This is a genomic window from Marinimicrobium sp. C6131, from assembly GCF_026153455.1.
Taxonomy (GTDB): Bacteria; Pseudomonadota; Gammaproteobacteria; order Pseudomonadales; family Cellvibrionaceae; genus Marinimicrobium.
On sequence record NZ_CP110629.1, the window covers coordinates 297,264 to 319,523 of the forward strand.

At 57.1% G+C, this 22,260-nt stretch carries 14 protein-coding genes, 2 tRNA genes and 3 rRNA genes; 15 read left to right on the plus strand and 4 right to left on the minus strand.

All coding sequences use genetic code 11. The features are described from left to right. The first annotated feature begins 49 nt into the window (after positions 1–49). The gene (locus tag OOT55_RS01250; protein ID WP_265367356.1) at positions 50–1,468 is read left to right on the plus strand and encodes a glycosyl hydrolase; all 1,419 of its coding nucleotides are present in this window, start codon (positions 50–52) and stop codon (positions 1,466–1,468) included. 62 nt (positions 1,469–1,530) lie between these two features. On the opposite strand, the gene ilvY is transcribed toward OOT55_RS01250, so the two are convergent. After that, positions 1,531–2,403 carry an HTH-type transcriptional activator IlvY gene (gene ilvY / locus OOT55_RS01255; protein ID WP_265367357.1) on the minus strand — a complete coding sequence of 291 codons (873 nt, stop codon included), beginning with the start codon at positions 2,401–2,403 and terminating at the stop codon, positions 1,531–1,533. 157 nt (positions 2,404–2,560) lie between these two features. Between ilvY and ilvC the strand changes: the two genes are divergently transcribed. From ilvC to OOT55_RS01295, 8 genes are all read left to right on the plus strand, one after another. Beyond that, the gene (gene ilvC / locus OOT55_RS01260) at positions 2,561–3,577 is read left to right on the plus strand and encodes a ketol-acid reductoisomerase (RefSeq protein WP_265367358.1); all 1,017 of its coding nucleotides are present in this window, start codon (positions 2,561–2,563) and stop codon (positions 3,575–3,577) included. Positions 3,578–3,690: 113 nt separating this feature from the next. Beyond that, complete coding sequence (pssA, locus tag OOT55_RS01265; protein WP_265367359.1) at positions 3,691–4,602, plus strand: CDP-diacylglycerol--serine O-phosphatidyltransferase; 912 nt, start codon at positions 3,691–3,693, stop codon at positions 4,600–4,602. 529 nt (positions 4,603–5,131) lie between these two features. Beyond that, positions 5,132–6,663: ribosomal RNA gene (locus tag OOT55_RS01270) — 16S ribosomal RNA — on the plus strand. A 131-nt stretch (positions 6,664–6,794) separates the two neighbouring features. Beyond that, positions 6,795–6,871: transfer RNA gene (locus OOT55_RS01275), tRNA-Ile, on the plus strand. 107 nt (positions 6,872–6,978) lie between these two features. Beyond that, positions 6,979–7,054 (plus strand) — tRNA-Ala (locus OOT55_RS01280). A gap of 382 nt (positions 7,055–7,436) precedes the next feature. Then, positions 7,437–10,325: ribosomal RNA gene (locus OOT55_RS01285) — 23S ribosomal RNA — on the plus strand. A gap of 204 nt (positions 10,326–10,529) precedes the next feature. Then, positions 10,530–10,645, plus strand: a 5S ribosomal RNA gene (gene rrf / locus OOT55_RS01290). The 16S, 23S and 5S rRNA genes sit together here with 2 tRNA genes alongside, the layout of an rRNA operon. A 120-nt stretch (positions 10,646–10,765) precedes the next feature. Next, complete coding sequence (locus tag OOT55_RS01295; protein WP_265367360.1) at positions 10,766–11,932, plus strand: FAD-dependent oxidoreductase; 1,167 nt, start codon at positions 10,766–10,768, stop codon at positions 11,930–11,932. Here OOT55_RS01295 and OOT55_RS01300 read toward each other — a convergent pair. Continuing rightward, positions 11,919–12,824, minus strand: coding sequence for a DUF2971 domain-containing protein (locus OOT55_RS01300; protein ID WP_265367361.1), 906 nt, complete (start codon positions 12,822–12,824; stop codon positions 11,919–11,921). The two genes, OOT55_RS01295 and OOT55_RS01300, sit on opposite strands and share 14 nt — an antisense overlap. Before the next feature lie 156 nt (positions 12,825–12,980). On the opposite strand from OOT55_RS01300, the gene OOT55_RS01305 reads away from it, so the two are divergent. Next, positions 12,981–13,997 (plus strand): aspartate carbamoyltransferase, encoded by a 1,017-nt coding sequence (locus OOT55_RS01305; RefSeq protein WP_265367362.1) that lies wholly within the window; start codon positions 12,981–12,983, stop codon positions 13,995–13,997. Positions 13,998–14,008: 11 nt separating this feature from the next. Here the strand turns inward: OOT55_RS01305 and OOT55_RS01310 are convergent, their stop codons facing one another. Next, the gene (locus tag OOT55_RS01310; RefSeq protein WP_265367363.1) at positions 14,009–15,292 is read right to left on the minus strand and encodes a diguanylate cyclase domain-containing protein; all 1,284 of its coding nucleotides are present in this window, start codon (positions 15,290–15,292) and stop codon (positions 14,009–14,011) included. A 228-nt stretch (positions 15,293–15,520) separates the two neighbouring features. Between OOT55_RS01310 and OOT55_RS01315 the strand changes: the two genes are divergently transcribed. The 3 genes from OOT55_RS01315 to OOT55_RS01325 are packed head-to-tail and all read left to right on the plus strand — an operon-like array spanning position 15,521 to position 19,124. Continuing rightward, positions 15,521–16,672 carry a 1-acyl-sn-glycerol-3-phosphate acyltransferase gene (locus tag OOT55_RS01315; protein WP_265367364.1) on the plus strand — a complete coding sequence of 384 codons (1,152 nt, stop codon included), beginning with the start codon at positions 15,521–15,523 and terminating at the stop codon, positions 16,670–16,672. Between the two features lie 2 nt (positions 16,673–16,674). Continuing rightward, a complete protein-coding gene (gene dinG / locus OOT55_RS01320; protein WP_265367365.1) occupies positions 16,675–18,798 on the plus strand; it encodes an ATP-dependent DNA helicase DinG in 2,124 nt (707 codons plus the stop codon). Next, complete coding sequence (locus OOT55_RS01325) at positions 18,795–19,124, plus strand: YqcC family protein (RefSeq protein ID WP_265367366.1); 330 nt, start codon at positions 18,795–18,797, stop codon at positions 19,122–19,124. The genes dinG and OOT55_RS01325 overlap by 4 nt, the downstream gene beginning before the upstream one ends. On the opposite strand, the gene argS is transcribed toward OOT55_RS01325, so the two are convergent. Continuing rightward, on the minus strand, positions 19,108–20,847 hold the full coding sequence (gene argS / locus OOT55_RS01330) for an arginine--tRNA ligase (protein ID WP_265367367.1): 1,740 nt from the start codon (positions 20,845–20,847) through the stop codon (positions 19,108–19,110). The genes OOT55_RS01325 and argS overlap by 17 nt on opposite strands. Before the next feature lie 124 nt (positions 20,848–20,971). On the opposite strand from argS, the gene OOT55_RS01335 reads away from it, so the two are divergent. Further along, entirely contained in the window at positions 20,972–21,784 is an 813-nt protein-coding gene (locus tag OOT55_RS01335) for an SDR family oxidoreductase (RefSeq protein WP_265367368.1), read from the plus strand. 111 nt (positions 21,785–21,895) lie between these two features. Further along, positions 21,896–22,234 carry a 4a-hydroxytetrahydrobiopterin dehydratase gene (locus OOT55_RS01340; protein WP_265367369.1) on the plus strand — a complete coding sequence of 113 codons (339 nt, stop codon included), beginning with the start codon at positions 21,896–21,898 and terminating at the stop codon, positions 22,232–22,234. Positions 22,235–22,260: the final 26 nt, after the last annotated feature.

Genomic DNA, 22,260 nt, shown 5'->3' on the forward strand with positions numbered 1-22,260 from the left:
GGAGGTAAGATCTCAGGTAAATTTCACAGCAACAAAAGAGAGGAAAATCATGAAAATAATTAACAATTACTTATGTTTAACGATTTTTTTGTTTCTTTCACTAGTGGCAAGCGGTTCAGTGGCACAGACACAGTTTAAGACGTTAAATTATCTGTACTCTATTCAGGGGCAGAAGACGTTAGGTGGAATGCATAATCGTCAGCCTAATTCAAATCCCAATCAGTATAGTCAGGAGCTTTACAACATAACAGGAGTCTGGCCAGCATTTTATAGTGCAGACTTCCAGTTTGAACCTCAAGAAATTGCCAGCCGTCAAACCATGATTGATCAGGTGGTCACTGAGTGGAACAACGGAGCAATGATCAACCTCATGTGGCATGCCTGCAATCCGGCCCAGTCTAGTCCTTGTTACTGGGATGACAGTGGAGTGCTGAGTCAGATGTCAGATTGGGAGTGGGATCAGTTGTTGACGGATGGCACCCCTATTAATCAATCATGGAAGGCCATGATGGACGACGTCGCATTTTATTTGCAGCAGCTGGAAGATGCCGGTGTTGAGGTCCTTTTTCGGCCGCTGCATGAAATGAATCAGGATATGTTCTGGTGGGGCGGTCGACCAGGTTCAAACGGTACAGCGGAGTTGTATCGGCTCACTCACGATTATTTCACTTATTCGAAGGGGCTGACAAATCTGGTGTGGGTATGGAATCTACAGGACTTCAGTTCGTTGGCGTCAGATCTCGACAACTATGATCCAGGCGGTCAGTACTGGGATGTTCTTACATTGGATATGTACTGGTCTGATGGCCAAGGATACACCCAGAGCAAGTACAATTCCATCTTGAATAAAGCTAACGGGAAGCCTATAGGAATTGGTGAGACCGAAGATTTACCTTCTGTGGCTCTTTTGGAGCAGCAGTCTCAGTGGACGTTCTTTATGGGGTGGTCTGAGTTGACATTTAGTGGTAACTCAAATCAGAAAATTCAGGATATTTACTGGTCAGACCGTGTGTTAACGCTTGGGGAGATGCCCGGCTGGGATAATGTTGAAGGTGGCTCTTCCGGCGGAAACGGAAGCTCCTCTAATGAGCCAACCTATATCCAAGCCGAAAGTTACAGCAATATGAGTGGTATTGTAACGGGACCGGCGAACGATGGTGAGGGGGATGTTTCGGTTGGCTCTATCGATACCAATGATTGGTTGACATATGATGGGATCGAAATCCCGACCACGGGTTCATATACAATAGCGTATCGTGTCGCGAGCCCCAACGGAGGTTCTCTACAGCTTGAAGAGGCTGGTGGAAGTACAATTTATGGTGGCCTTGATATTCCGGCAACAGGCGGGTGGAGCAACTGGACAACGATCTATCACACGGTGAATTTATCCGAGGGTGTGAATGATTTTGGGGTCAAAGCCGTGCAGGGTGGTTGGAACTTCAATTGGTTTTCAATCGTTGCGAATTGAAGTCACCCGGTACTTCGGTGACGATTGCAATTTCAAGGTTTTGTCGGGGGCTTGGCCCCCGATTAGATAACTTGCTCCCACAGCGCAGCAACAATCGGGCTCTGTAGCCGGCGTCTCAGCACGCAGATGCCCGTTTCGAAAGGCCCCAAATCCGGCTGCTGCGGCAGCGGTTTAACCCGCTGGCGCAGGGGGCTGTTTCTGAGCACAATCTCTGGCACCAATCCGACCCCGAAACCGAGGCTCACCATGCTGACGATTGCCTCATTGCCTTTGACCTCGGCGTAAATGTCGGGTGTCAGCTGCTGTGCCCGGCACCAGCCGTCAAAGCGCTCCCGGGCAATACCCTCCTCCGGGATGATGATCGGCCAGTGTCGCCAATCCTGCTCGGAGCCGGCCTGATTGGAGAGTAACGCCGGGTCCTCGGGGCCGATGAACACCAGGGGTGACTCGGCAATGGACTTGAACTCCAGGCTCCCCGGGAGACGGTCGGGGCGAGCGGCAATCGCGATATCCTCCTGTCCCGCCAGAATGCGCTGGACCGCCTGGGCGGGGTCCCCCGTGTGCAGTTTGATGGCGATGCCGGGGTAGCTGCCCCGGAACTGGGTCAACAGGTCGTGCAAAAAGCTGTAGCTGGCGGTCACCGAGCAGTAAATACTCAGTTGGCCGCGCAGCTCGTCGGCGCCCTGGTGCAGAGCTTCCTGAAAGGTTTCCCATTGTTGAAGGCTTTCCCGGGCAAACCGCTGAAATCGTTCGCCCTCGGGCGTCAGGTTCACCGACCGGTTATCCCTCAGCATCAGAGTTACACCCAGTTCCTCTTCAAGCTGCTTCAGGTTGCGGCTGATGGTGGAAGGGCTGACATGACACTGGGTGGCGGCTCGGCCAAAGTGGCGTGTAGCGGCGAGCGCCAGGTAGAGGCGAAGCTTTGTGGCATCCATCGGGATCTCCGGCGGTCGATTGCTGTTGCATTATATGCAATATCAAGTTGCGAATATATCATTTTACGTTATGAATGTTTTTCCTTAAACTGCCGGCCGATATTTAAGTACCCTCTGATCAATTCCCCGCCGTCAGGCGACTATTCAGGAGATGAACATGCACGTTTATTACGACAAAGATTGTGATCTTTCCATCATCAAGGGCAAGAAAGTAGCCATTCTGGGCTACGGCTCCCAGGGCCACGCGCACGCCAACAACCTGAAAGACTCGGGTGTTGAAGTTGTGGTCGGTCTGCGCGAAGGCTCTGGCTCGGTCAAGAAAGCCGAAGGCGCTGGCCTGAAAGTGGCCAATGTGGCCGAGGCGGTGAAAAGTGCCGATATCGTCATGGTTCTGACCCCGGACGAGTTCCAGTCCGCGCTCTATAAAGACGAGATCGAGCCCAATCTGAAGCAGGGAGCCACCCTGGCTTTCGCCCACGGCTTTGCCATCCACTACAACCAGATCGTGCCCCGTCAGGATCTGGATGTCATCATGGTGGCACCCAAGGCTCCGGGTCACACCGTTCGCACCGAGTTCGTCAAAGGCGGCGGTATTCCGGATCTGATCGCGATTTTCCAGGATGCTTCCGGCAAGGCCAAAGACGTGGCACTGTCCTACGCTTCCGCCATCGGCGGCGGTCGTACCGGTATCATTGAAACCACCTTCAAAGACGAAACCGAAACCGACCTGTTCGGTGAGCAGGCGGTGCTGTGTGGCGGTACCGTTGAGCTGGTCAAGGCCGGCTTTGAAACCCTGGTGGAAGCCGGTTATGCCCCGGAAATGGCCTACTTCGAGTGTCTGCATGAGTTGAAGCTGATTGTTGACCTGATGTACGAAGGCGGTATTGCCGACATGAACTACTCCATCTCCAACAACGCGGAGTATGGTGAGTATGTGACCGGTCCCCAGGTCATCAATGACGAGTCCCGCGAAGCCATGCGTCAGGCCCTGCGCAACATCCAGAACGGTGAGTACGCCAAGCGCTTTATCAGCGAAGGCGCTCTGAACTACCCGGAGATGACCGCCCGTCGTCGTCTGAATGCGGCGCACCCGATCGAGCAGGTAGGTGAGCGCCTGCGCGCCATGATGCCCTGGATCGGTTCCAACAAGATCATCGACAAAACCAAGAACTGAGTTCTTGCGCAAAGGCCCGTTGAGGCCCTGAGCATCCGCTCAGCCCGCTGTGGGGTCACCTGCAGCGGGCTTTCGTGTACCATGGGGGCAGGAAATTCAGTGTTGAGGTGGCTATGACGAACAATGATCAGGACTCCCGTCTTCAGGAAGGCGATGAAGGGTTTCTTCCCTTCGATGAGCATGTAGAGGAGGTGTCAGAGAACGGCAAGAAAGTCCGACATCGGGGGGTGTATTTTTTGCCGAACCTGTTCACGACCGGGGCACTCTTTGCCGGGTTCTACGCCATCATCTCCGCTATGCATGGTAATTTTGACAGTGCCGCAATCGCCATTTTCGTTGCCATGGCGCTCGACGGCCTGGATGGGCGGGTTGCCCGCCTCACCAACACTTCAAGCGCCTTCGGCGAACAATATGACAGTCTGTCGGATATGGTGTCGTTTGGCTTGGCTCCGTCTCTGGTCATGTTCAGCTGGGCGCTGTCGGATCTGGGTAAGCTCGGCTGGGCGGCCGCCTTTGTGTTCGCCGTATGCGCCGCCTTGCGTCTGGCCCGGTTCAATACCCAGATAGGGGTGGTCGACAAAAAGTACTTTGTCGGTCTGGCCAGTCCGCCGTCGGCGGCGATTCTCGCTTCCATCGTCTGGACCGGCCATAGCGGCGATGTGTCCGTATCCGTTGCGGTGGCCTCGGCACTGATAACCACCATCGCCGGGCTGTTGATGGTCAGCAACGTCCGCTACTACAGCTTCAAGGATATCGACTTCCGCGGTCGGGTGCCCTTTGTTGTCATGCTTATGGTGGTCGGGGTTTTTGTGGTGGTCAGCATCAACCCGCCGGTGGTGCTGCTCTGCATGTCGGTCACCTACGGTCTATCGGGACCGGTCATCTGGTTGTGGCGTCGTCGCGCCTCCCTGGTGGGATGGGCGAATAACGGTAAAGAGCGTGGCGAGGACTCAGAAAGCCCGGATCAGCGCCCCTCTGAAACAGGCGACTCGGGTGCCTCCGAGGAAGTCCGGCGAGAGCCGTAAAATTTTTTCAAAAAGTACTTGCGCGCCCCGGATCATATCCGTATAGTTCGCGCCTCTTCCGGAGTGAAGGGCAAGCCAAAAGGACGAGGCGCTGCTTGAAAAACTTTTTGAAAATTAAGGGTTTACAAGCAAAAGTTAAAGTGTATAATGCGCAGCTCCTGACGGATGAGGAGCGAATCACGAAGGCCGCGAAGCGGTGTTTGGGTTCGGCGTTTTGAGAAGGTTTTTGAGGCTCTTCGGGGCCGGCAAAAAAGTTTCAAAAAACGCTTGCAGAAACGGATTTGATGCGTATAATTCGCATCCCACGGTTGAGGCGCTGCCCTCGCCGAGAGTTCTTTAAAAGTGAGATCAAGCAATGCGTGTGGGCGCTTGCGAGGCAATCGGCGACACAAGATTGTCAGACGCAAGTGACTCATCAATTCATCAGTAATGATGTTTTAAGGTTAACGAGCGTCTGAGCCAAAATTAAGGTTCTTGAGGTATCCGGTCAGTAGTTTGTAGTTGTCCGGAATAAGAACCGCAGTGATTTAAACTGAAGAGTTTGATCATGGCTCAGATTGAACGCTGGCGGCAGGCCTAACACATGCAAGTCGAGCGAGAAAGCCCTTCGGGGTGAGTACAGCGGCGGACGGGTGAGTAACGCGTGGGAATCTGCCCAGTAGTGGGGGACAACAGCCGGAAACGGCTGCTAATACCGCATACGCCCTACGGGGGAAAGCAGGGGATCTTCGGACCTTGCGCTATTGGATGAGCCCGCGTCAGATTAGCTTGTTGGTGGGGTAATGGCCTACCAAGGCGACGATCTGTAGCTGGTCTGAGAGGATGATCAGCCACATCGGGACTGAGACACGGCCCGAACTCCTACGGGAGGCAGCAGTGGGGAATATTGGACAATGGGGGCAACCCTGATCCAGCCATGCCGCGTGTGTGAAGAAGGCCTTCGGGTTGTAAAGCACTTTCAGCGAGGAGGAAAGCCTGATGGCTAATACCCATCGGGGGTGACGTTACTCGCAGAAGAAGCACCGGCTAACTCCGTGCCAGCAGCCGCGGTAATACGGAGGGTGCAAGCGTTAATCGGAATTACTGGGCGTAAAGCGCACGTAGGCGGCGAGTTAAGCTAGCTGTGAAAGCCCCGGGCTCAACCTGGGAACTGCAGTTAGAACTGGCTGGCTAGAGTACGGTAGAGGAGTGTGGAATTTCCTGTGTAGCGGTGAAATGCGTAGATATAGGAAGGAACATCAGTGGCGAAGGCGACACTCTGGACTGATACTGACGCTGAGGTGCGAAAGCGTGGGGAGCAAACAGGATTAGATACCCTGGTAGTCCACGCCGTAAACGATGTCTACTAGCCGTTGGGAGCCTTGAGCTCTTAGTGGCGCAGCTAACGCACTAAGTAGACCGCCTGGGGAGTACGGCCGCAAGGTTAAAACTCAAATGAATTGACGGGGGCCCGCACAAGCGGTGGAGCATGTGGTTTAATTCGACGCAACGCGAAGAACCTTACCAGGCCTTGACATCCTTGGAACTTAGCAGAGATGCTTTGGTGCCTTCGGGAGCCAAGTGACAGGTGCTGCATGGCTGTCGTCAGCTCGTGTCGTGAGATGTTGGGTTAAGTCCCGTAACGAGCGCAACCCTTGTCCTTAGTTGCCAGCACGTAATGGTGGGAACTCTAAGGAGACTGCCGGTGACAAACCGGAGGAAGGTGGGGACGACGTCAAGTCATCATGGCCCTTACGGCCTGGGCTACACACGTGCTACAATGGGCGGTACAAAGGGTTGCCAATCCGCGAGGTGGAGCTAATCCCGAAAAACCGTTCGTAGTCCGGATTGGAGTCTGCAACTCGACTCCATGAAGTCGGAATCGCTAGTAATCGTGAATCAGAATGTCACGGTGAATACGTTCCCGGGCCTTGTACACACCGCCCGTCACACCATGGGAGTGGGTTGCACCAGAAGTGGCTAGTCTAACCTCGGAGGACGGTCACCACGGTGTGATTCATGACTGGGGTGAAGTCGTAACAAGGTAGCCCTAGGGGAACCTGGGGCTGGATCACCTCCTTAAACGATACGCCGTTTCGCTTCGTAAGCGTCCACACGCATTGCTTGATCGACTGGATTAGCAGTAAGACTCTGCAAGCTACACGCCTCGCTGCAAGTACCAAGGTTTCATGTTGCTTGCAGTATTAAGTTCTAGGCCTGTAGCTCAGCTGGTTAGAGCGCACCCCTGATAAGGGTGAGGTCGGCAGTTCAAGTCTGCCCAGGCCTACCACTTTTCCGCCAGGCGGCGCTGCGCAAAAGCTCACGTGTTGTTAACACGCTACGCTTTCACGCACCACCACCTGACGAAAAAGCCATTTCCTTGCCTGGAAATATTTTGGGGCTATAGCTCAGCTGGGAGAGCGCCTGCCTTGCACGCAGGAGGTCAGCGGTTCGATCCCGCTTAGCTCCACCATTTACAGAGTTGTTTAGGTGGAAAGGTCAGCTGGGAGAGCGCCTGCCTTGCACGCAGGAGGTCAGCCCGGGGTCGCGCACGACTTCGATCCCGCTTAGCTCCACCACTTATTTTTCTTACTGCTAATTGATAGAAGTCAGTCAATTGACTTTTTGTCTGAGCCCGCCAGGGCTTGTTCAAAGAAGTTAACTGACTGGTTTTTACGCCAGATGCTCTTTAACAAGGTGATACAGTAAGTTGTACATTGCTGATTAATTTGACGATTGTGTATCTCTACACAAAAGTCCGGCGATCGCAACGACTTGCATTGAAACGTGACAGTTTACTGTGACGGTTTGATTGAGCGTTGTGATGAATCGTAAAGCAGTCGTTTGTGTTATATGGTCAAGCGACTAAGCGCACACGGTGGATGCCTAGGCAGTTGGAGGCGATGAAGGACGTAGGAGCCTGCGATAAGCGCGGGGGAGCTGGCAAACACGCTATGATCCCGCGATTTCCGAATGGGGAAACCCACCCGTCGTAAGTCGGGTATCCCATACTGAATACATAGGTATGGGAGGCGAACCCGGGGAACTGAAACATCTAAGTACCCGGAGGAAAAGAAATCAACCGAGATTCCCCTAGTAGCGGCGAGCGAACGGGGACCAGCCCTTAAGCAACTTATGTCTTAGTGGAACCTTCTGGAAAGTTGGGCGATACAGGGTGATAGCCCCGTACACGAAAAGGCATTTGTTGTGAAATCGAGTAGGTCGGGACACGTGTTATCCTGACTGAATATGGGGGGACCATCCTCCAAGGCTAAATACTCCCAACTGACCGATAGTGAACCAGTACCGTGAGGGAAAGGCGAAAAGAACCCCTGTGAGGGGAGTGAAATAGATCCTGAAACCGTGTGCGTACAAGCAGTCGGAGCGGACTTGTTCCGTGACGGCGTACCTTTTGTATAATGGGTCAGCGACTTATTGTCTGTGGCAAGGTTAACCGTATAGGGGAGCCGTAGGGAAACCGAGTCTTAATAGGGCGTCCAGTCGCAGGCAATAGACCCGAAACCCGGCGATCTATCCATGGGCAGGTTGAAGGTGCCGTAACAGGCACTGGAGGACCGAACTCACGTATGTTGAAAAATGCGGAGATGACCTGTGGATCGGAGTGAAAGGCTAATCAAGCCGGGAGATAGCTGGTTCTCCCCGAAAGCTATTTAGGTAGCGCGTCATATCTCACCCACGGGGGTAGAGCACTGTTTGGGCTAGGGGGTCATCCCGACTTACCAACCCCATGCAAACTCCGAATACCGTGGAGTGCAATTATGGCAGACAGACGGCGGGTGCTAACGTTCGTCGTCAAGAGGGCAACAACCCAGACCGCCAGCTAAGGTCCCCAATACCAGTTAAGTGGGAAACGATGTGGGAAGGCACAGACAGCTAGGAGGTTGGCTTAGAAGCAGCCATCCTTTAAAGAAAGCGTAATAGCTCACTAGTCGAGTCGGCCTGCGCGGAAGATGTAACGGGGCTCAAACTGGTAACCGAAGCTGCGGATGCAACTTGTTGCATGGTAGGGGAGCGTTCTGTACGCCTGCGAAGGTGAGTCGAGAGGCTTGCTGGAGGTATCAGAAGTGCGAATGCTGACATGAGTAACGATAATGGGAGTGAAAAACTCCCACGCCGGAAGACCAAGGGTTCCTGTCCAACGCTAATCGGGACAGGGTTAGTCGGCCCCTAAGGCGAGGCCGAAAGGCGTAGTCGATGGGAAACAGGTTAACATTCCTGTACTTCTCTTTACTGCGATGGAGGGACGGAGAAGGCTAGGCCAGCACGGCGTTGGTTGTCCGTGTTTAAGGTGGTAGGCTGAGATCTTAGGTAAATCCGGGATCTCAAGGCCGAGAACTGATGACGAGTGCTCTTTTTAGAGCGCGAAGTGGTTGATGCCATGCTTCCAAGAAAAGCTTCTAAGCTTCAGGTAAAGAGGAACCGTACTCGAAACCGACACAGGTGGTCAGGTAGAGAATACCAAGGCGCTTGAGAGAACTCGGGTGAAGGAACTAGGCAAAATGGTACCGTAACTTCGGGAGAAGGTACGCTGCTGATGGTGATGGGACTTGCTCCCTAAGCTGTTGGCAGCCGAAGTGACCAGGTGGCTGCGACTGTTTATTAAAAACATAGCACTCTGCAAACACGTAAGTGGACGTATAGGGTGTGACGCCTGCCCGGTGCCGGAAGGTTAAATGATGGGGTTAGCTTCGGCGAAGCTCTTGATTGAAGCCCCGGTAAACGGCGGCCGTAACTATAACGGTCCTAAGGTAGCGAAATTCCTTGTCGGGTAAGTTCCGACCTGCACGAATGGCGTAACGATGGCCACGCTGTCTCCACCCGAGACTCAGTGAAATTGAAATCGCTGTTAAGATGCAGTGTACCCGCGGCTAGACGGAAAGACCCCGTGAACCTTTACTATAGCTTTACACTGAACTCTGAGCCTATTTGTGTAGGATAGGTGGGAGGCTTTGAAGCGCTAACGCCAGTTAGCGTGGAGCCAACCTTGAAATACCACCCTGGTATGTTTGGGGTTCTAACGCCGGTCCCTTATCGGGATCGCGGACAGTGTATGGTGGGTAGTTTGACTGGGGCGGTCTCCTCCCAAAGAGTAACGGAGGAGCACGAAGGTTGGCTAATCCTGGTCGGAAATCAGGAGGTTAGTGTAATGGCACAAGCCAGCTTAACTGCGAGACTGACACGTCGAGCAGGTACGAAAGTAGGTCATAGTGATCCGGTGGTTCTGTATGGAAGGGCCATCGCTCAACGGATAAAAGGTACTCCGGGGATAACAGGCTGATACCGCCCAAGAGTTCACATCGACGGCGGTGTTTGGCACCTCGATGTCGGCTCATCACATCCTGGGGCTGAAGCCGGTCCCAAGGGTATGGCTGTTCGCCATTTAAAGTGGTACGCGAGCTGGGTTTAGAACGTCGTGAGACAGTTCGGTCCCTATCTGCCGTGGGCGTTGGAGAATTGAGAAGAGCTGCTCCTAGTACGAGAGGACCGGAGTGGACGAACCTCTGGTGTTCGGGTTGTGATGCCAATCGCATTGCCCGGTAGCTACGTTCGGACGGGATAACCGCTGAAAGCATCTAAGCGGGAAGCCTCCTTCAAGATAAGTTCTCCCTGGAGCTTCGAGCTCCCTAAAGGGCCGTGGAAGACTACCACGTTGATAGGCTGGGTGTGGAAGCGCTGCGAGGCGTTGAGCTAACCAGTACTAATTGCCCGTGAGGCTTGACCATATAACAGAGACGACTGAATACGACAGCCGGACTTCTGTGCAGAGACAGACACAATCGACACAGCCTTGTACAACTTACTGTATCACCCCCCTATTTGAGAATGGCGGCGCTCCACCAGTGAGTTAATACTGGCATCGTTCCAGACGATGCTCAGCATACACTCCACCCCTGGAGATAAGACCAACCCGGACTCAAACCAGTTTGCTTGACGATCATAGCGAGTTGGAACCACCTGATCCCATTCCGAACTCAGAAGTGAAACGACTTAGCGCCGATGGTAGTGTGGGGTTTCCCCATGTGAGAGTAGGTCATCGTCAAGCTCTTAAATTAAAACGCCCTGTCGGTAACCCGGCAGGGCGTTTTTCTTGTGTGCCAGAAAAGTTCCTCTCCGCTATACTGATCCCTACACTGATAAAACGTCTTTCAAGGCTGGAGTCTCTATGCAATACGACGTTGTGGTGGTTGGCGGTGGTATTCAGGGGGTGGGCGTTGCGCAGGCGGCGGCGGCTGGCGGCTACTCGGTTTTACTGTTGGAAAAAACCGCCTTGGCGGCCGCCACTTCCAGTGCCTCTTCGAAATTGATCCATGGCGGGCTTCGCTACCTGGAATCGGCCCAATTTGGCTTGGTTCGCGAGAGTCTGAAGGAGCGGGCTTTGCTGCTTGAGCTGGCGCCGGAGTTGGTCAAGCGTATCGATATGCATATCCCGGTCTATCGCTCTTCGTCCCGCTCTTCCGGAAAGATTTCCATCGGCTTGTGGCTCTATCGGATGCTGTCCGGCTTCGATGATGATTCGGAGTTTTCTCGCGTGCATCGCAGTCAGTGGTTAGCACTGGATGGCTTGCGGACGGATGATCTGCTGGCGGTGTTCAGATACCGGGAAGCCCAAACCGACGATGCCGCTTTGACCCGGGCGGTCTGGGCTTCGGCGGAATCTCTGGGCGCGGAGCTGGCCATGCCGGCGGAACTGGTATCGGCGGAGTGTCATCCCGCCGGCTGTGAAATCTTCTATCGCCATGAGGGGAAGGAGGTTTCTGTGGAGGCGGGAGTGCTGGTGAACTGTGCCGGTCCCTGGGGAACAGAGGTCATTAACCGGGTCACGCCTGCCATGACCGGGCCCGAGGTGGACCTGGTTCAGGGAGCCCACCTGCTGCTGCCCCCTGATCTGAAACACCACTTCTATCTGGAAGCCCCGGATGATCGACGGGCGGTTTTCGCTCTGCCCTGGAATAACCGGTTGCTGGTCGGCACCACAGAAACGATGCATAAAGGGGATCCTGCGAAGGCGGCCTGTACGCCCGAGGAGCGTGATTATCTGCTGCGGACGCTTCAGCATTATTTCCCGTCGCTGAACACCCGGACCTCCGATATCGAGTCGTTTGCCGGCTTGCGAGTGCTGCCCAGAGCCGAGGGCAGTGCGTTTGGCCGGTCCAGGGAGGTGCTTTTCCATGCCGACAATGAAGAGCAGCCCAGGTTGTTATCCGTGATGGGAGGAAAACTGACGACGTATCGCGCAACCGCGGAACAGGTCGTTGAACGCCTGGCTCCCAGCTTGCCGCGTCGCCGCCCGGTGGCGAACACTCGGGAGCTGCCGCTCACTCCTTCCTGATTCGGGTAAACTCTATCTCGTATTTACCCGGGATGGGAGCGGCCTGGAATAGTTTGGTTTCCGGATAACGGTCCCGCAAAAGTCCCAGAAGACGCTGACGGGCCTCGCGGGGCATGAAGGCGCCAAAATAGGCGGCTGAAAGGTCGTTTTTCTCAAAGGGGCGGTCGTCGTACCACAGGCTGTCGTCCGCCTCACGGCTGCTGGCCTGGTCCGTTGCATGATAGAACGCGCGCCACTCCTGCTCGGCTTCGGAAATGGATGGCTTAATCAGGAATTTGTCGGGAAAGCGGGATTGGGCATTGACCTTTTCCTGATGCAGGATCGCGTTTATCTGCTCTTTGAAAGTGGTGATTTCCGGCCGGTTGAGACTGTACTCCACCGGTTTTGGGTCGGCCAGGGTGGTGTATTCACCACACCGGAAACGCAGGGCGATACCCCGGTGGCGGTCGGCAAAATGCTGCCAGGAGGGAAGGTTCTCGACCCTGGCACTGAAACAGCAAATCCGAAGCTCCCGTGTAAACTTGCGCCAGTCGGCCATGAGCTCTTCAATGGCGACCTGACGCTGGTCAACCATGCGGGACATCAGTTCCTTGAGAACCTCTTCAGCCTCTTCCGGAGACGCGAAACGCTCCTCATCCCGCCAGCGTCGAATGACGGTGGCCAGTGGGGAGTTGCTGCGAGGTGCCTCGCGGGAAAAAATCATGCTCGTCGCACTGCGAATCACGCCGTCGAGCAAGGTTAAGGGGTCGAAGGACAGCGGGGTCTGGTGTGTCAGCTCGAAAGGGTCGGACAATAAATGAGGAGCGCTCCAGCGCAGGCGCTGGGAGCTGAGAATTTGCTCGGCTGTCTGAGCTGAGCAAAATTTCGCCAATGTGTCAGGATAATCGGCCACAGAGGTTCCTTTGTCTTCGAAGTGGTGGTTCGCAGGCGGAGTATAACCAAAATCCCACCGGCTGATCAGGTTATCGGCCAATTCCCCCATTTTTGAATGGCTCGGGAGGCGCTATACTGAGCGGCAGCTTCAACACACCGCCTAAAGGATCCTCCCGTGAATTTTACCGGTTCGCATATTCTCTCCATCCAACAGTTTGAACGCCCCGATATTGAGCGCATTTTTACCGTGGCGGATGCCATGGCCCCATACGCCCTGCGACGTCGGGTGACTCGCGTGCTGGAGGGCGCCATTCTGGGCAACATGTTCTTTGAACCCAGCACCCGGACACGGATCAGCTTTGGTAGCGCGTTCAATCTGCTCGGGGGGGAGGTGCGTGAAACCACCGGCATCGAGACATCGGCACTCGCCAAAGGGGAGTCGCTGTACGACACGGCGCGTGTGCTCTCGGGTTTCAGTGACGTGATCTGCATGCGCCACCCGCAGTCGGGATCGGTGGCGGAGTTTGCGGAGGCCAGCCGGGTGCCGGTGCTCAACGGAGGGGATGGTGCCAATGAGCACCCGAGTCAGGCGCTACTCGACCTCTATACGATTCGCAAGGAGATGGAGTCCCGCGGGCGGGGCGTGGATGGTCTGCGCATCGCAATGATTGGAGACCTGAAATACGGCCGTACGGTGCACTCACTGTGCAAACTGCTATGTCTGTACAACGGCGTTCACGTGACCCTGGTGTCTCCGCGTGAGCTGGCAATGCCTGAGTCGATCGTCGAGCAACTGCGGGAGGCGGGGCACTCGGTGACCGTGACGGAAGATCTGCCCAGCAGTATCGCCAGCGTTGATATCGCCTACTCTACCCGAATTCAGGAAGAGCGGTTCGATACCAAGGAAGAGGCGGACCTCTACCGGGGGCGTTTCCGGTTGAATCAGGCTATTTATACCCAGTATTGCGAACCCAATACCGTCATCATGCACCCCTTACCGAGAGACTCCCGGCAAGAGGCGAACGAGCTGGATAACGATCTGAATCAGAACCCCAACCTGGCGATCTTCCGTCAGGCGGATAATGGGGTGGTGGTGCGCATGGCGTTGTTTGCGTTGGTTCTGGACGTGGTTGACCAGGTGGACCGGTATTCCCGTGAGGTCAATTGGTTCAATTCGTTGCGTCGCCCCTGACAGATTGGCCGTCAATCCAGAAGCAACTGCATTTTGGTGCGCAGTTCTGCCGTTGTGAATGGACATTGAAGCCAGCCCATCGGGCCCAGGCCTTCCAGGTCCGAGAGGATATCGGGCCGCTCGACGTCTTCCGTCACTACCAGTATCGGAGTGGATGCGGACTTGGAGCTCTGGGCTAAAAGCCGAAACAGTGCGTTATCGCCGGCGAAGGCGCTTGCTCCGTCCGCGATGATCACATCGGGCAGGACGTCGCTGGCGATCTCCAGACACTCCTCCGGGTTGTCCGTCGTCAGGATATTGCAGTGCTGTTGTAGCGGTTCACTGATCTCTCGGGTCTGGTTGGTGCTTTGAGCCACAATCAACACGGTTTTATGCGTGGCGACCTCTTCAATCAGGGCTGCGTCGCGCCCCTTGCGCTTGACCTTGTAGAGCGCTCGATCAGCACATTTGATGACCTCTTCCAGGGTGTGACCCATCGAGTGGTGGCAGGTGGCGCCACCAATGCTCACCGTGACGCAGTCAGCGACCGGCGAGTGTCGGTGCTCAAGCGACAGCTCACGAATCGCCTGGTTGATGCACTGGCCCATGTGACGGGCGCCGGCCAGGTCGGTCTCCGGGAGCAGGGCGATGAATTCTTCGCCTCCATAGCGGCCCAGCAAATCAGAGGGGCGCTGCAGGCAGCTCTTTATCGCCTGCGTGATCTGCTTGAGACAGCGATCGCCGGCCGGATGGCCGTAATGGTCGTTGTAGGGTTTGAAGTGGTCCACATCAATCATCAGCACGCTGGTGGGGGTCTGATGACGCACCGCGAGTCGCCAGTGCTGGTTGGCCTGGTCATTGAAGGTCCGGCGGTTTAGGATCTGGGTCAGACTGTCGAGCTGGCTGAGTGCTTCCAGCTCCGCATTCAGTTGGTTGAGCTGGTCGCGCATCTCGGCAATACGGGCCATGGCCCGTATTTTGGCTTTGATGATGACGGGGCTGACCGGTTTGATCAGGTAGTCGTCACCTCCGGCTTCTATCCCCTCCCGGTAGCTCTCATCTTCGTTCTTTCCGGTCACAAAGATGATCGGTACCCAGTGTCCACCAAGCCACTCCCGGATGAGGCGTGTGGTTTCGAAGCCGTTCAGGCCGGGCATCTCCACATCCATAATGATCAGATCAACCGGCGTATCTTCCAGAAGCTGCAGCGCCTCTTCACCACTACGGGCAATGAGCGGGGTGTGCCCCGCCTCGCTGATGTACTGGGACATGGCGTGACGCAAGGTGGCGCTGTCTTCGACCAGCAAAATTTTCATGAGCTGACGACTATCTCGCTTGTTATTGTTGAATGGACTTTTATGATCCTCTGTCCCGCGAATAAGTTTACGGGTTTACGGCGGCAGGGTCGATCATCTTCGGCGGGAATTTCGACCTGGGTCACGGCCCGGAACTGGCTTTTTAGCGGGGTTTTCGGTATGTTGTGCGACCATTTTCCCCGTTGCCGCTCCGGCCTCGATTCAACCTGATTCTACAAACGGCCTGTGATGAACCAGTTCGACGATATTCGTCCCTACGAAGACCATGAAGTTCGCCCCACCCTGGAGCGATTACTGGCCAACCCCGAGTTGGCAGACGCCGTCGCGCGTCTGAAATACCCTCGAGTGGCGGGCCCACTGGGCTGGCTGATACGGCCACTGGTACAGCATGCCATGCGCCGGCAGATGCGCGGTGTCGATACCGTTCTGGGCTTTCAGGAAGTGGTCAAAGGCTACATGCAGCGGATGATCAACGATACCACCACGGGTTTGACCACCTCGGGACTCGATCGGCTGGATCCGAACGGCGCCTATCTGTTTGTCAGCAACCATCGGGATATCGCCATGGACCCGGCGTTTGTCAACTGGACCCTTTACCATGGTGGCTTCAACACCTTGCGCATCGCCATTGGTGACAACCTGCTCACCAAGGACTATGTGTCGGATCTGATGCGTCTGAACAAGAGCTTCATCGTCAACCGCTCGGCCCGGGCGCCACGGGAGAAACTCAAGGCCGCGAAGAAGCTGTCCGCTTACATTCACCACTCGATCGCCGAAGATCGCGCCAATATATGGATCGCTCAGCGGGAGGGACGCGCCAAAGACGGCAAGGACAGAACCAACTCCGCCGTCGTTGGGATGTTCAGCCTCAGCCGTCCCAAGAGTCAACCCTTTGCCGAGTATGTTCGCGAGCTGAAGATCGTGCCCGTGTCGATTTCCTACGAGTGGGACCCCTGTGACGCCGCCAAGGCCCGTGAACTGTATCAACAGCGTACCAGCGGAGGCTATCAGAAGGCCGAGCACGAGGACGTCAAGAGTATTGCCATGGGTATCGCGGGTCAGAAGGGGCATGTCCATGTCGCGTTCGGGGAGGTCCTCGACGGTGACTTTGAAGACACCGACGCCGTTGTGGCGGAGATCGATCGGCAGATTATGAACAACTATGTCTTGCATGCGACCAACTGTCTGGCCTGGGAGCGCCTCAACGGGGACCTGCCGGCGATCGAATACGGATTTCCGCCCAAGCGCTACTCCCCGGACGCCCTGGGTGAAGTGCGCCAGCGGTTTGAACTGCATCTGGCCAATATTCCGGCGGATCACCGCCCATTGGTGCTGGATATGTACGCCAACCCGGTAGCGGCCAAGCTCAACCGGCGCTGAGTATGCTCACCGACGCGGTCAAACAGCAGATTCAGACGGCCTACCGCCAGTTTCTCCAGAGCCGGGAGCTGAATGCGCGCTACGGCCAGAAGCTGATGATCGCCGAGATTGCCCGCACCCTCGGCGGTATCGAGCTGAATGATGAGGGTGAGCGCGAGAGCCGGGGGCATGTCTGTGTGATTGAGGCCGGCACCGGTACCGGGAAGACGGTGGGCTATCTGTTGCCCGCACTGATCATCGCCAAAGCGTTGGGCAAGAAGCTCGTGGTGTCTACTGCGACGGTGGCGCTGCAGGAGCAGGTGGTCAATAAAGACCTGCCGGAACTCAAACGTCACAGTGGGCTGTCCTTCAGTTTCACACTGGCCAAGGGCCGCGGACGCTACGTCTGCCTGAGCAAGCTCGATAACCTCCTCAGCACCATCCACGAGGGCCTGGACCCGACCCGCCCATTGTACGAAGACGAGCTGCCCGCCGTGGATGAGCGTGCGGTCAAAATCTATGACTCCATGGTCGACGCCCTGGCTCAGAACCGCTGGGATGGTGAGCGCGACAGTTGGCCCGACGGCATTGAGCAGGAGGACTGGCAGCGGGTGACGACCGATCACCGCCAGTGCACCGGGCGTCGCTGCTCCAATGTGTCGGTGTGCAGTTTTTTCCGGGCCCGGGAGGCGCTGCACACTGCCGACTGCATTGTGACCAATCACGATCTGGTGCTGGCCGACCTGGCGCTCGGTGGTGGGGCCATTCTGCCCAGCCCCGAAGACAGCATTTACGTATTTGACGAAGGCCACCAACTGCCCACCAAGGCGCTGAACCACTTTGCCCATCACAGCCGGGTGGTCAGCACCGTGCGCTGGCTGGATCAGTGCAACAAGGCGTTGGGGGCCATGTTCGGCCACATCAGCGGGGCGGGCAATGTCGATCGCTTTGCCGAACAACTGCCGGCGGCCCTGATGGATTGCAAGCAGCGCCTGGAGCAATTGCACCCAGCCCTGGACGCGCTGGCGCAGGAGGTGGCGCTGGATGACCGGCAGAGTCACTACCGTTTTCCCGGCGGGCGGTTGCCGGAATCCCTGGTGTTGCCCTCGGTGGAGCTTTACCGGGGCTTTGACCGACTGGCCGACCTGCTCGACAAAATGGTCGCGGAAATCAGCGAAGCCATGGAGGATGCGCATTGCCCGGTGCCCAAAGTCGACCTCGAACAGCATTACCCGGCACTGGGGGCCTGGCAGGCCCGGGCCGAGGCCAACCGGGAACTCTGGTTCAGCTACGCCACCCCGGATGACAAAGACGAAGTGCCGCGGGCCCGCTGGTTGACCCCGGTGGATGCCGGAACCGGCATCGATATTGAGGTCTGTTCGAGCCCGATTCTGGCGGCGGGTACCCTGGCGAAGAGCCTGTGGTACCGCTGCTGCGGCGCGGTGGTCACTTCGGCCACCCTGGCGGCTCTGGGGCGGTTCGACCGGTTCCAGATGCGCGCTGGCACGCCCGGGGACAGCCAGTATGCCCAGATGCCCAGCCCGTTTGACTTCTCCCAGGCGACCCTGGAAGTGCCCGCCTGTGCGGTGGAGGCCGGCGATGCGCTGAAGCATACCGAGTCGTTAGTGACCGGTTTACCTGAACTCCTCAACCCGGATGAAGCCAGCCTGGTGCTGTTTTCCTCCCGTCGGCAGATGTTGGACGTTTACGATCAGTTACCGAATGCATGGCGAGAGCGCATTCTGGTGCAGGGTGACAAGTCCAAGCAGGCCATGCTCGATACCCACCGGGAGCGCATTGATGCAGGGCAGGGCAGTGTGCTGTTTGGCTTGGCCAGTTTTGCCGAGGGGGTGGACCTGCCGGGCGACTACTGCCGGCACGTGGTGATTGCCAAGCTACCCTTTTCCGTGCCGGATGACCCGATCGAGGCGGCCCTGGCCGAGTGGGTGGAAGCCCGCGGTGGCAACGCTTTTATGGAGATTACCGTTCCGGACGCCTCACTTCGCCTGATTCAGGCCTGTGGGCGACTACTGCGCAGCGAGAGCGACAGTGGCAAAATTACGCTGCTGGACCGGCGCGTGGTCACCAAACGCTATGGCAAAGCACTGCTCAACTCATTACCGCCTTTCAAGCGAGTGATTGCATGACGGATATACACAAAGAATTGGCCGAAGCCCTGTTTGAGTTGGAGCGCGAATTGCGTGCGCTCGCGCTGTGGGATGAGGAACCACCTGCCCCTGACGCACTGGCCAGTACTCAACCGTTTGCCGTGGATACGCTGGAGCTGTACCAGTGGCTCCAGTTCGTCTTTATTCCCCGGCTGTACCGGTTGGTGGAGCATCGGATGGGGCTGCCGGCGAGTTGTTCGGTCTCGCCCATGGCGGAAGAGTATTTCCGGCCTCGCCCGGAGAGCGGCGAGGCCGTGATCGCGGTGCTGGAGCGGATCGATATTCTGGTTACATCTGCTCCATAACGTCAATTCCCAGAAGCTCCAGCCCCTGCGCCAGAGTGCGCGAGACCAGATCGCACAGTCGCAGCCGGCTGGCGCGCAGTTCGGCGGGAACGCCGTCTTTCTGTACCGGACAGGCTTCGTAGAAGCGCATGTACAGGCTGGCCAGGTCGTACAGGTAGGTGCACAGCAGGTGCGGCATCGCATCCCGCGCCACCTGGTCCAGCGCCTCGCTGAATTGCAGCAGCTTGATCGCCAGTGCCCGTTCTTCGGCCTGTGCCAGTTGAATCGCCTCTGACAGGCTACCGGGCTCGACCCCGGCGCGCCGGAAGATGCTGCGCACCCGCGTATAGGCGTACTGAAGGTAGGGCGCGGTGTTGCCGTCAAAGCTGAGCATCGCATCCCAGTTGAAGACGTAGTCATTGGTGCGGGTTTTGCTCAGGTCCGCGTACTTGACCGCTCCAATACCCACTTTCCGGCCGATCTCGGCCATGGCCTCCGGGCTCAATTCGCTGTTTTTCTCCCGGACCAGCGCCGCGGCCCGCTCGGCCGCTTCATCCAGCAGTTCAGCGAGCTTGACCGTGCCGCCGCTCCGGGTTTTGAACGGTTTGCCGTCCGAGCCCATCATGGTGCCGAAGGCGTGATGCTCCAGGCTGACGTTCTCATTGACGAAGCCGGCTTTGCGGGCCACGGTGAACACCTGCTGCATATGCAGGGACTGACGGGCGTCGATGAAATACATCAGCCGGTTGGCACCCAGCTTACCGACGCGAAAACGCAGGGCCGCCAGGTCGGTGGTTGCGTAGAGATAGCCGCCACCCTGTTTCTGGATAATGACCGGTGAGGGGTTACCCTCTTTGTCTGCCAGCTCTTCCAGAAACACGACCTTGGCGCCCTGGTCTTCCACCGCAAGCCCTTTCTCTTCCAGCTCGGCCACCAGGGGAGCCAGGTCGTCGTTGTAGAAGCTCTCGCCGCGCACGTCCTCCGGGCGGAGCGTGACGTTCAATTTCTCGTAAATCTCCTGACTGTGGTCCAGGGATACCGAGCGGAATTGCTCCCACAGCGCCAGCACCTCGCTGTCCCCCGACTGCAGCTTGACCACGTAGTCCCGGGCCTTATCGGCGAACGCCGGGTCCTCGTCGAAGTGCCGTTTGGCCTGTTGATAGAATACTTCCAGGTCGCTCAGAGCCATGGTGGCCTCGCGATTCTCCGCCAGTTGCTCCTCGAGCTCGGCAATCAACATGCCAAACTGGGTACCCCAGTCGCCCACGTGATTTTGGCGGATGACCTTGTGGCCCTGAAAGCTCAACAACCGGGCCAGGGCGTCCCCGATGATGGTAGAGCGCAGGTGGCCCACGTGCATTTCCTTGGCCAGGTTGGGCGAGGAGTAATCCACCACCGCCGTCTGTGGTTCGGCCACGGGGGCAATGCCCAGCCGGCGGTCATCGGCTGCCTTACCAAGCTGTTGGCTCAACCACTCCGGCGCCAGGTGAATATTGATGAACCCGGGGCCGGCAATCTCCACCTTCTCCGCAATACCGTCCAGCTCTAGATGACGCATGATTTCGCCCGCGAGCTCTCGGGGATTGGTTTTCATGGCCTTGGCCGCGCCCATAGCGCCATTGGCCTGATAATCGCCAAAGCCGGGCTTCTTGCTCGGCGCGACCATCGGGGGATGCTGGAAGGGGATATGAGCAGACAGCATGGCCTGCTGGACCTTGTGGTTCAGTAAATCGCGAATATTCATAGTCACTGTGTGTGGTTTGGGCGAACGCGGGATTGTAACCGGCCAGCTCGGCGTGTGTCATCTATTGCTGCTACTATTCAGGCATAAATCGGTGGGTAAGGCATAAACCGGAGGGAGACTCCCGATGACTGAACGAACGACCGGCCAAAAAGGCTGGGCACCCACGGTCCTGGTGGTAGGGGGAACCAGTGGCATCAACCGGGGTATTGCCGAGGGCTTTGCTCGGGATGGGGCGCGTGTCGCCGTGGTCAGCCGCTCCAAAGACAAGGTGCACGCCACCCTGGAGGCGCTGCGAGCATTGGGCGCCGAGGCCGAGGGTTTCACGGCGGATGTCCGTGACCCTGAAGCCCTGCAGCAGGGGATTGCCGGGCTCTGCGACCGGTGGGGGCCTCTGGATGTGGTGGTCTCCGGTGCGGCGGGTAACTTCCCGGCACTGGCCTCGGGTATGTCGGCTAATGCCTTTCGCTCGGTGGTGGAGATTGATCTTCTGGGCAGCTTTCATGTACTTCAGGCGGTCTACCCCCACCTGCGCCGTCCCTCATCGGTGATTCAGATCTCAGCCCCCCAGGCGGTACTGCCCATGGTGGGGCAGTCCCATGTCTGTGCGGCCAAGGCCGGCGTGGATATGTTGACCCGAACCCTGGCCCAGGAGTGGGGGCCGGAAGGAATCCGAGTGAACTCGGTGCTCCCCGGCCCGATTGAACATACCGAAGGCATGAAACGTCTCGCCCCTTCGCCGGCGCTGCAAGACCAGATTAAAGCCTCTGTTCCATTGAAGCGCTTGGGGCAAGCAGAAGATATTTATCGGGCTTGCCGGTTTCTGTCGTCGGCCGATGCCGACTTCATCACCGGCGCGGTGTTGCCGGTCGATGGCGGTTGGTCGCTATCGGGAGCCTCCCGGGTGGGGGATACACTGGCCCAGGCTCTGACGGGCTGAGCGAGTTGTGTCCGCTCCGCTCGCCATGTGAAGATGGAGGCAAATCGCCCGGTCGGCGCAGGAATGCGGGGCCGATGCGGATTAACCACCCCTTTTTAGAGGAGGTATTCAATGAGTGATTTAGCCAACCAGACCTGCGAGGCCTGCCGGGCCGATGCCCCCCGGCTATCCGACGCAGAGATCGCCGAGTTGCGACCTGAGGCACCGGAATGGGAACTGCTGGAAGTGGACGGCGAACGACGTCTCAGAAGGGTATTCAAGTTCAAGAATTTTGCCCAGGCCCTGGCATTTACCCAGCGCGTCGGTGACCTGGCCGAAGCGGCCGATCACCATCCGGCGCTGTTGACCGAGTGGGGCAAGGTCACCGTTGATTGGTGGACCCACAAGATCGGCGGCCTGCACCGCAATGACTTCATCATGGCCGCCAAGACAGATCAGGTTTACCAGTAGCCGGAGGCCGTCAATTAGGCGCCAGA

Excerpts from the sequence above, each read along its gene's own strand:
- OOT55_RS01325 (WP_265367366.1), top strand. The coding sequence starts at position 18,795 with ATGACGGATATACACAAAGAATTGGCCGAAGCCCTGTTTGAGTTGGAG.
- ilvY (WP_265367357.1), bottom strand. The coding sequence starts at position 2,403 with ATGGATGCCACAAAGCTTCGCCTCTACCTGGCGCTCGCCGCTACACGC.
- OOT55_RS01250 (WP_265367356.1), top strand. The coding sequence starts at position 50 with ATGAAAATAATTAACAATTACTTATGTTTAACGATTTTTTTGTTTCTT.
- dinG (WP_265367365.1), top strand. The coding sequence starts at position 16,675 with ATGCTCACCGACGCGGTCAAACAGCAGATTCAGACGGCCTACCGCCAG.
- OOT55_RS01315 (WP_265367364.1), top strand. The coding sequence starts at position 15,521 with ATGAACCAGTTCGACGATATTCGTCCCTACGAAGACCATGAAGTTCGC.
- OOT55_RS01310 (WP_265367363.1), bottom strand. The coding sequence starts at position 15,292 with ATGAAAATTTTGCTGGTCGAAGACAGCGCCACCTTGCGTCACGCCATG.
- OOT55_RS01335 (WP_265367368.1), top strand. The coding sequence starts at position 20,972 with ATGACTGAACGAACGACCGGCCAAAAAGGCTGGGCACCCACGGTCCTG.
- ilvC (WP_265367358.1), top strand. The coding sequence starts at position 2,561 with ATGCACGTTTATTACGACAAAGATTGTGATCTTTCCATCATCAAGGGC.
- pssA (WP_265367359.1), top strand. The coding sequence starts at position 3,691 with ATGACGAACAATGATCAGGACTCCCGTCTTCAGGAAGGCGATGAAGGG.
- OOT55_RS01295 (WP_265367360.1), top strand. The coding sequence starts at position 10,766 with ATGCAATACGACGTTGTGGTGGTTGGCGGTGGTATTCAGGGGGTGGGC.
- OOT55_RS01340 (WP_265367369.1), top strand. The coding sequence starts at position 21,896 with ATGAGTGATTTAGCCAACCAGACCTGCGAGGCCTGCCGGGCCGATGCC.
- argS (WP_265367367.1), bottom strand. The coding sequence starts at position 20,847 with ATGAATATTCGCGATTTACTGAACCACAAGGTCCAGCAGGCCATGCTG.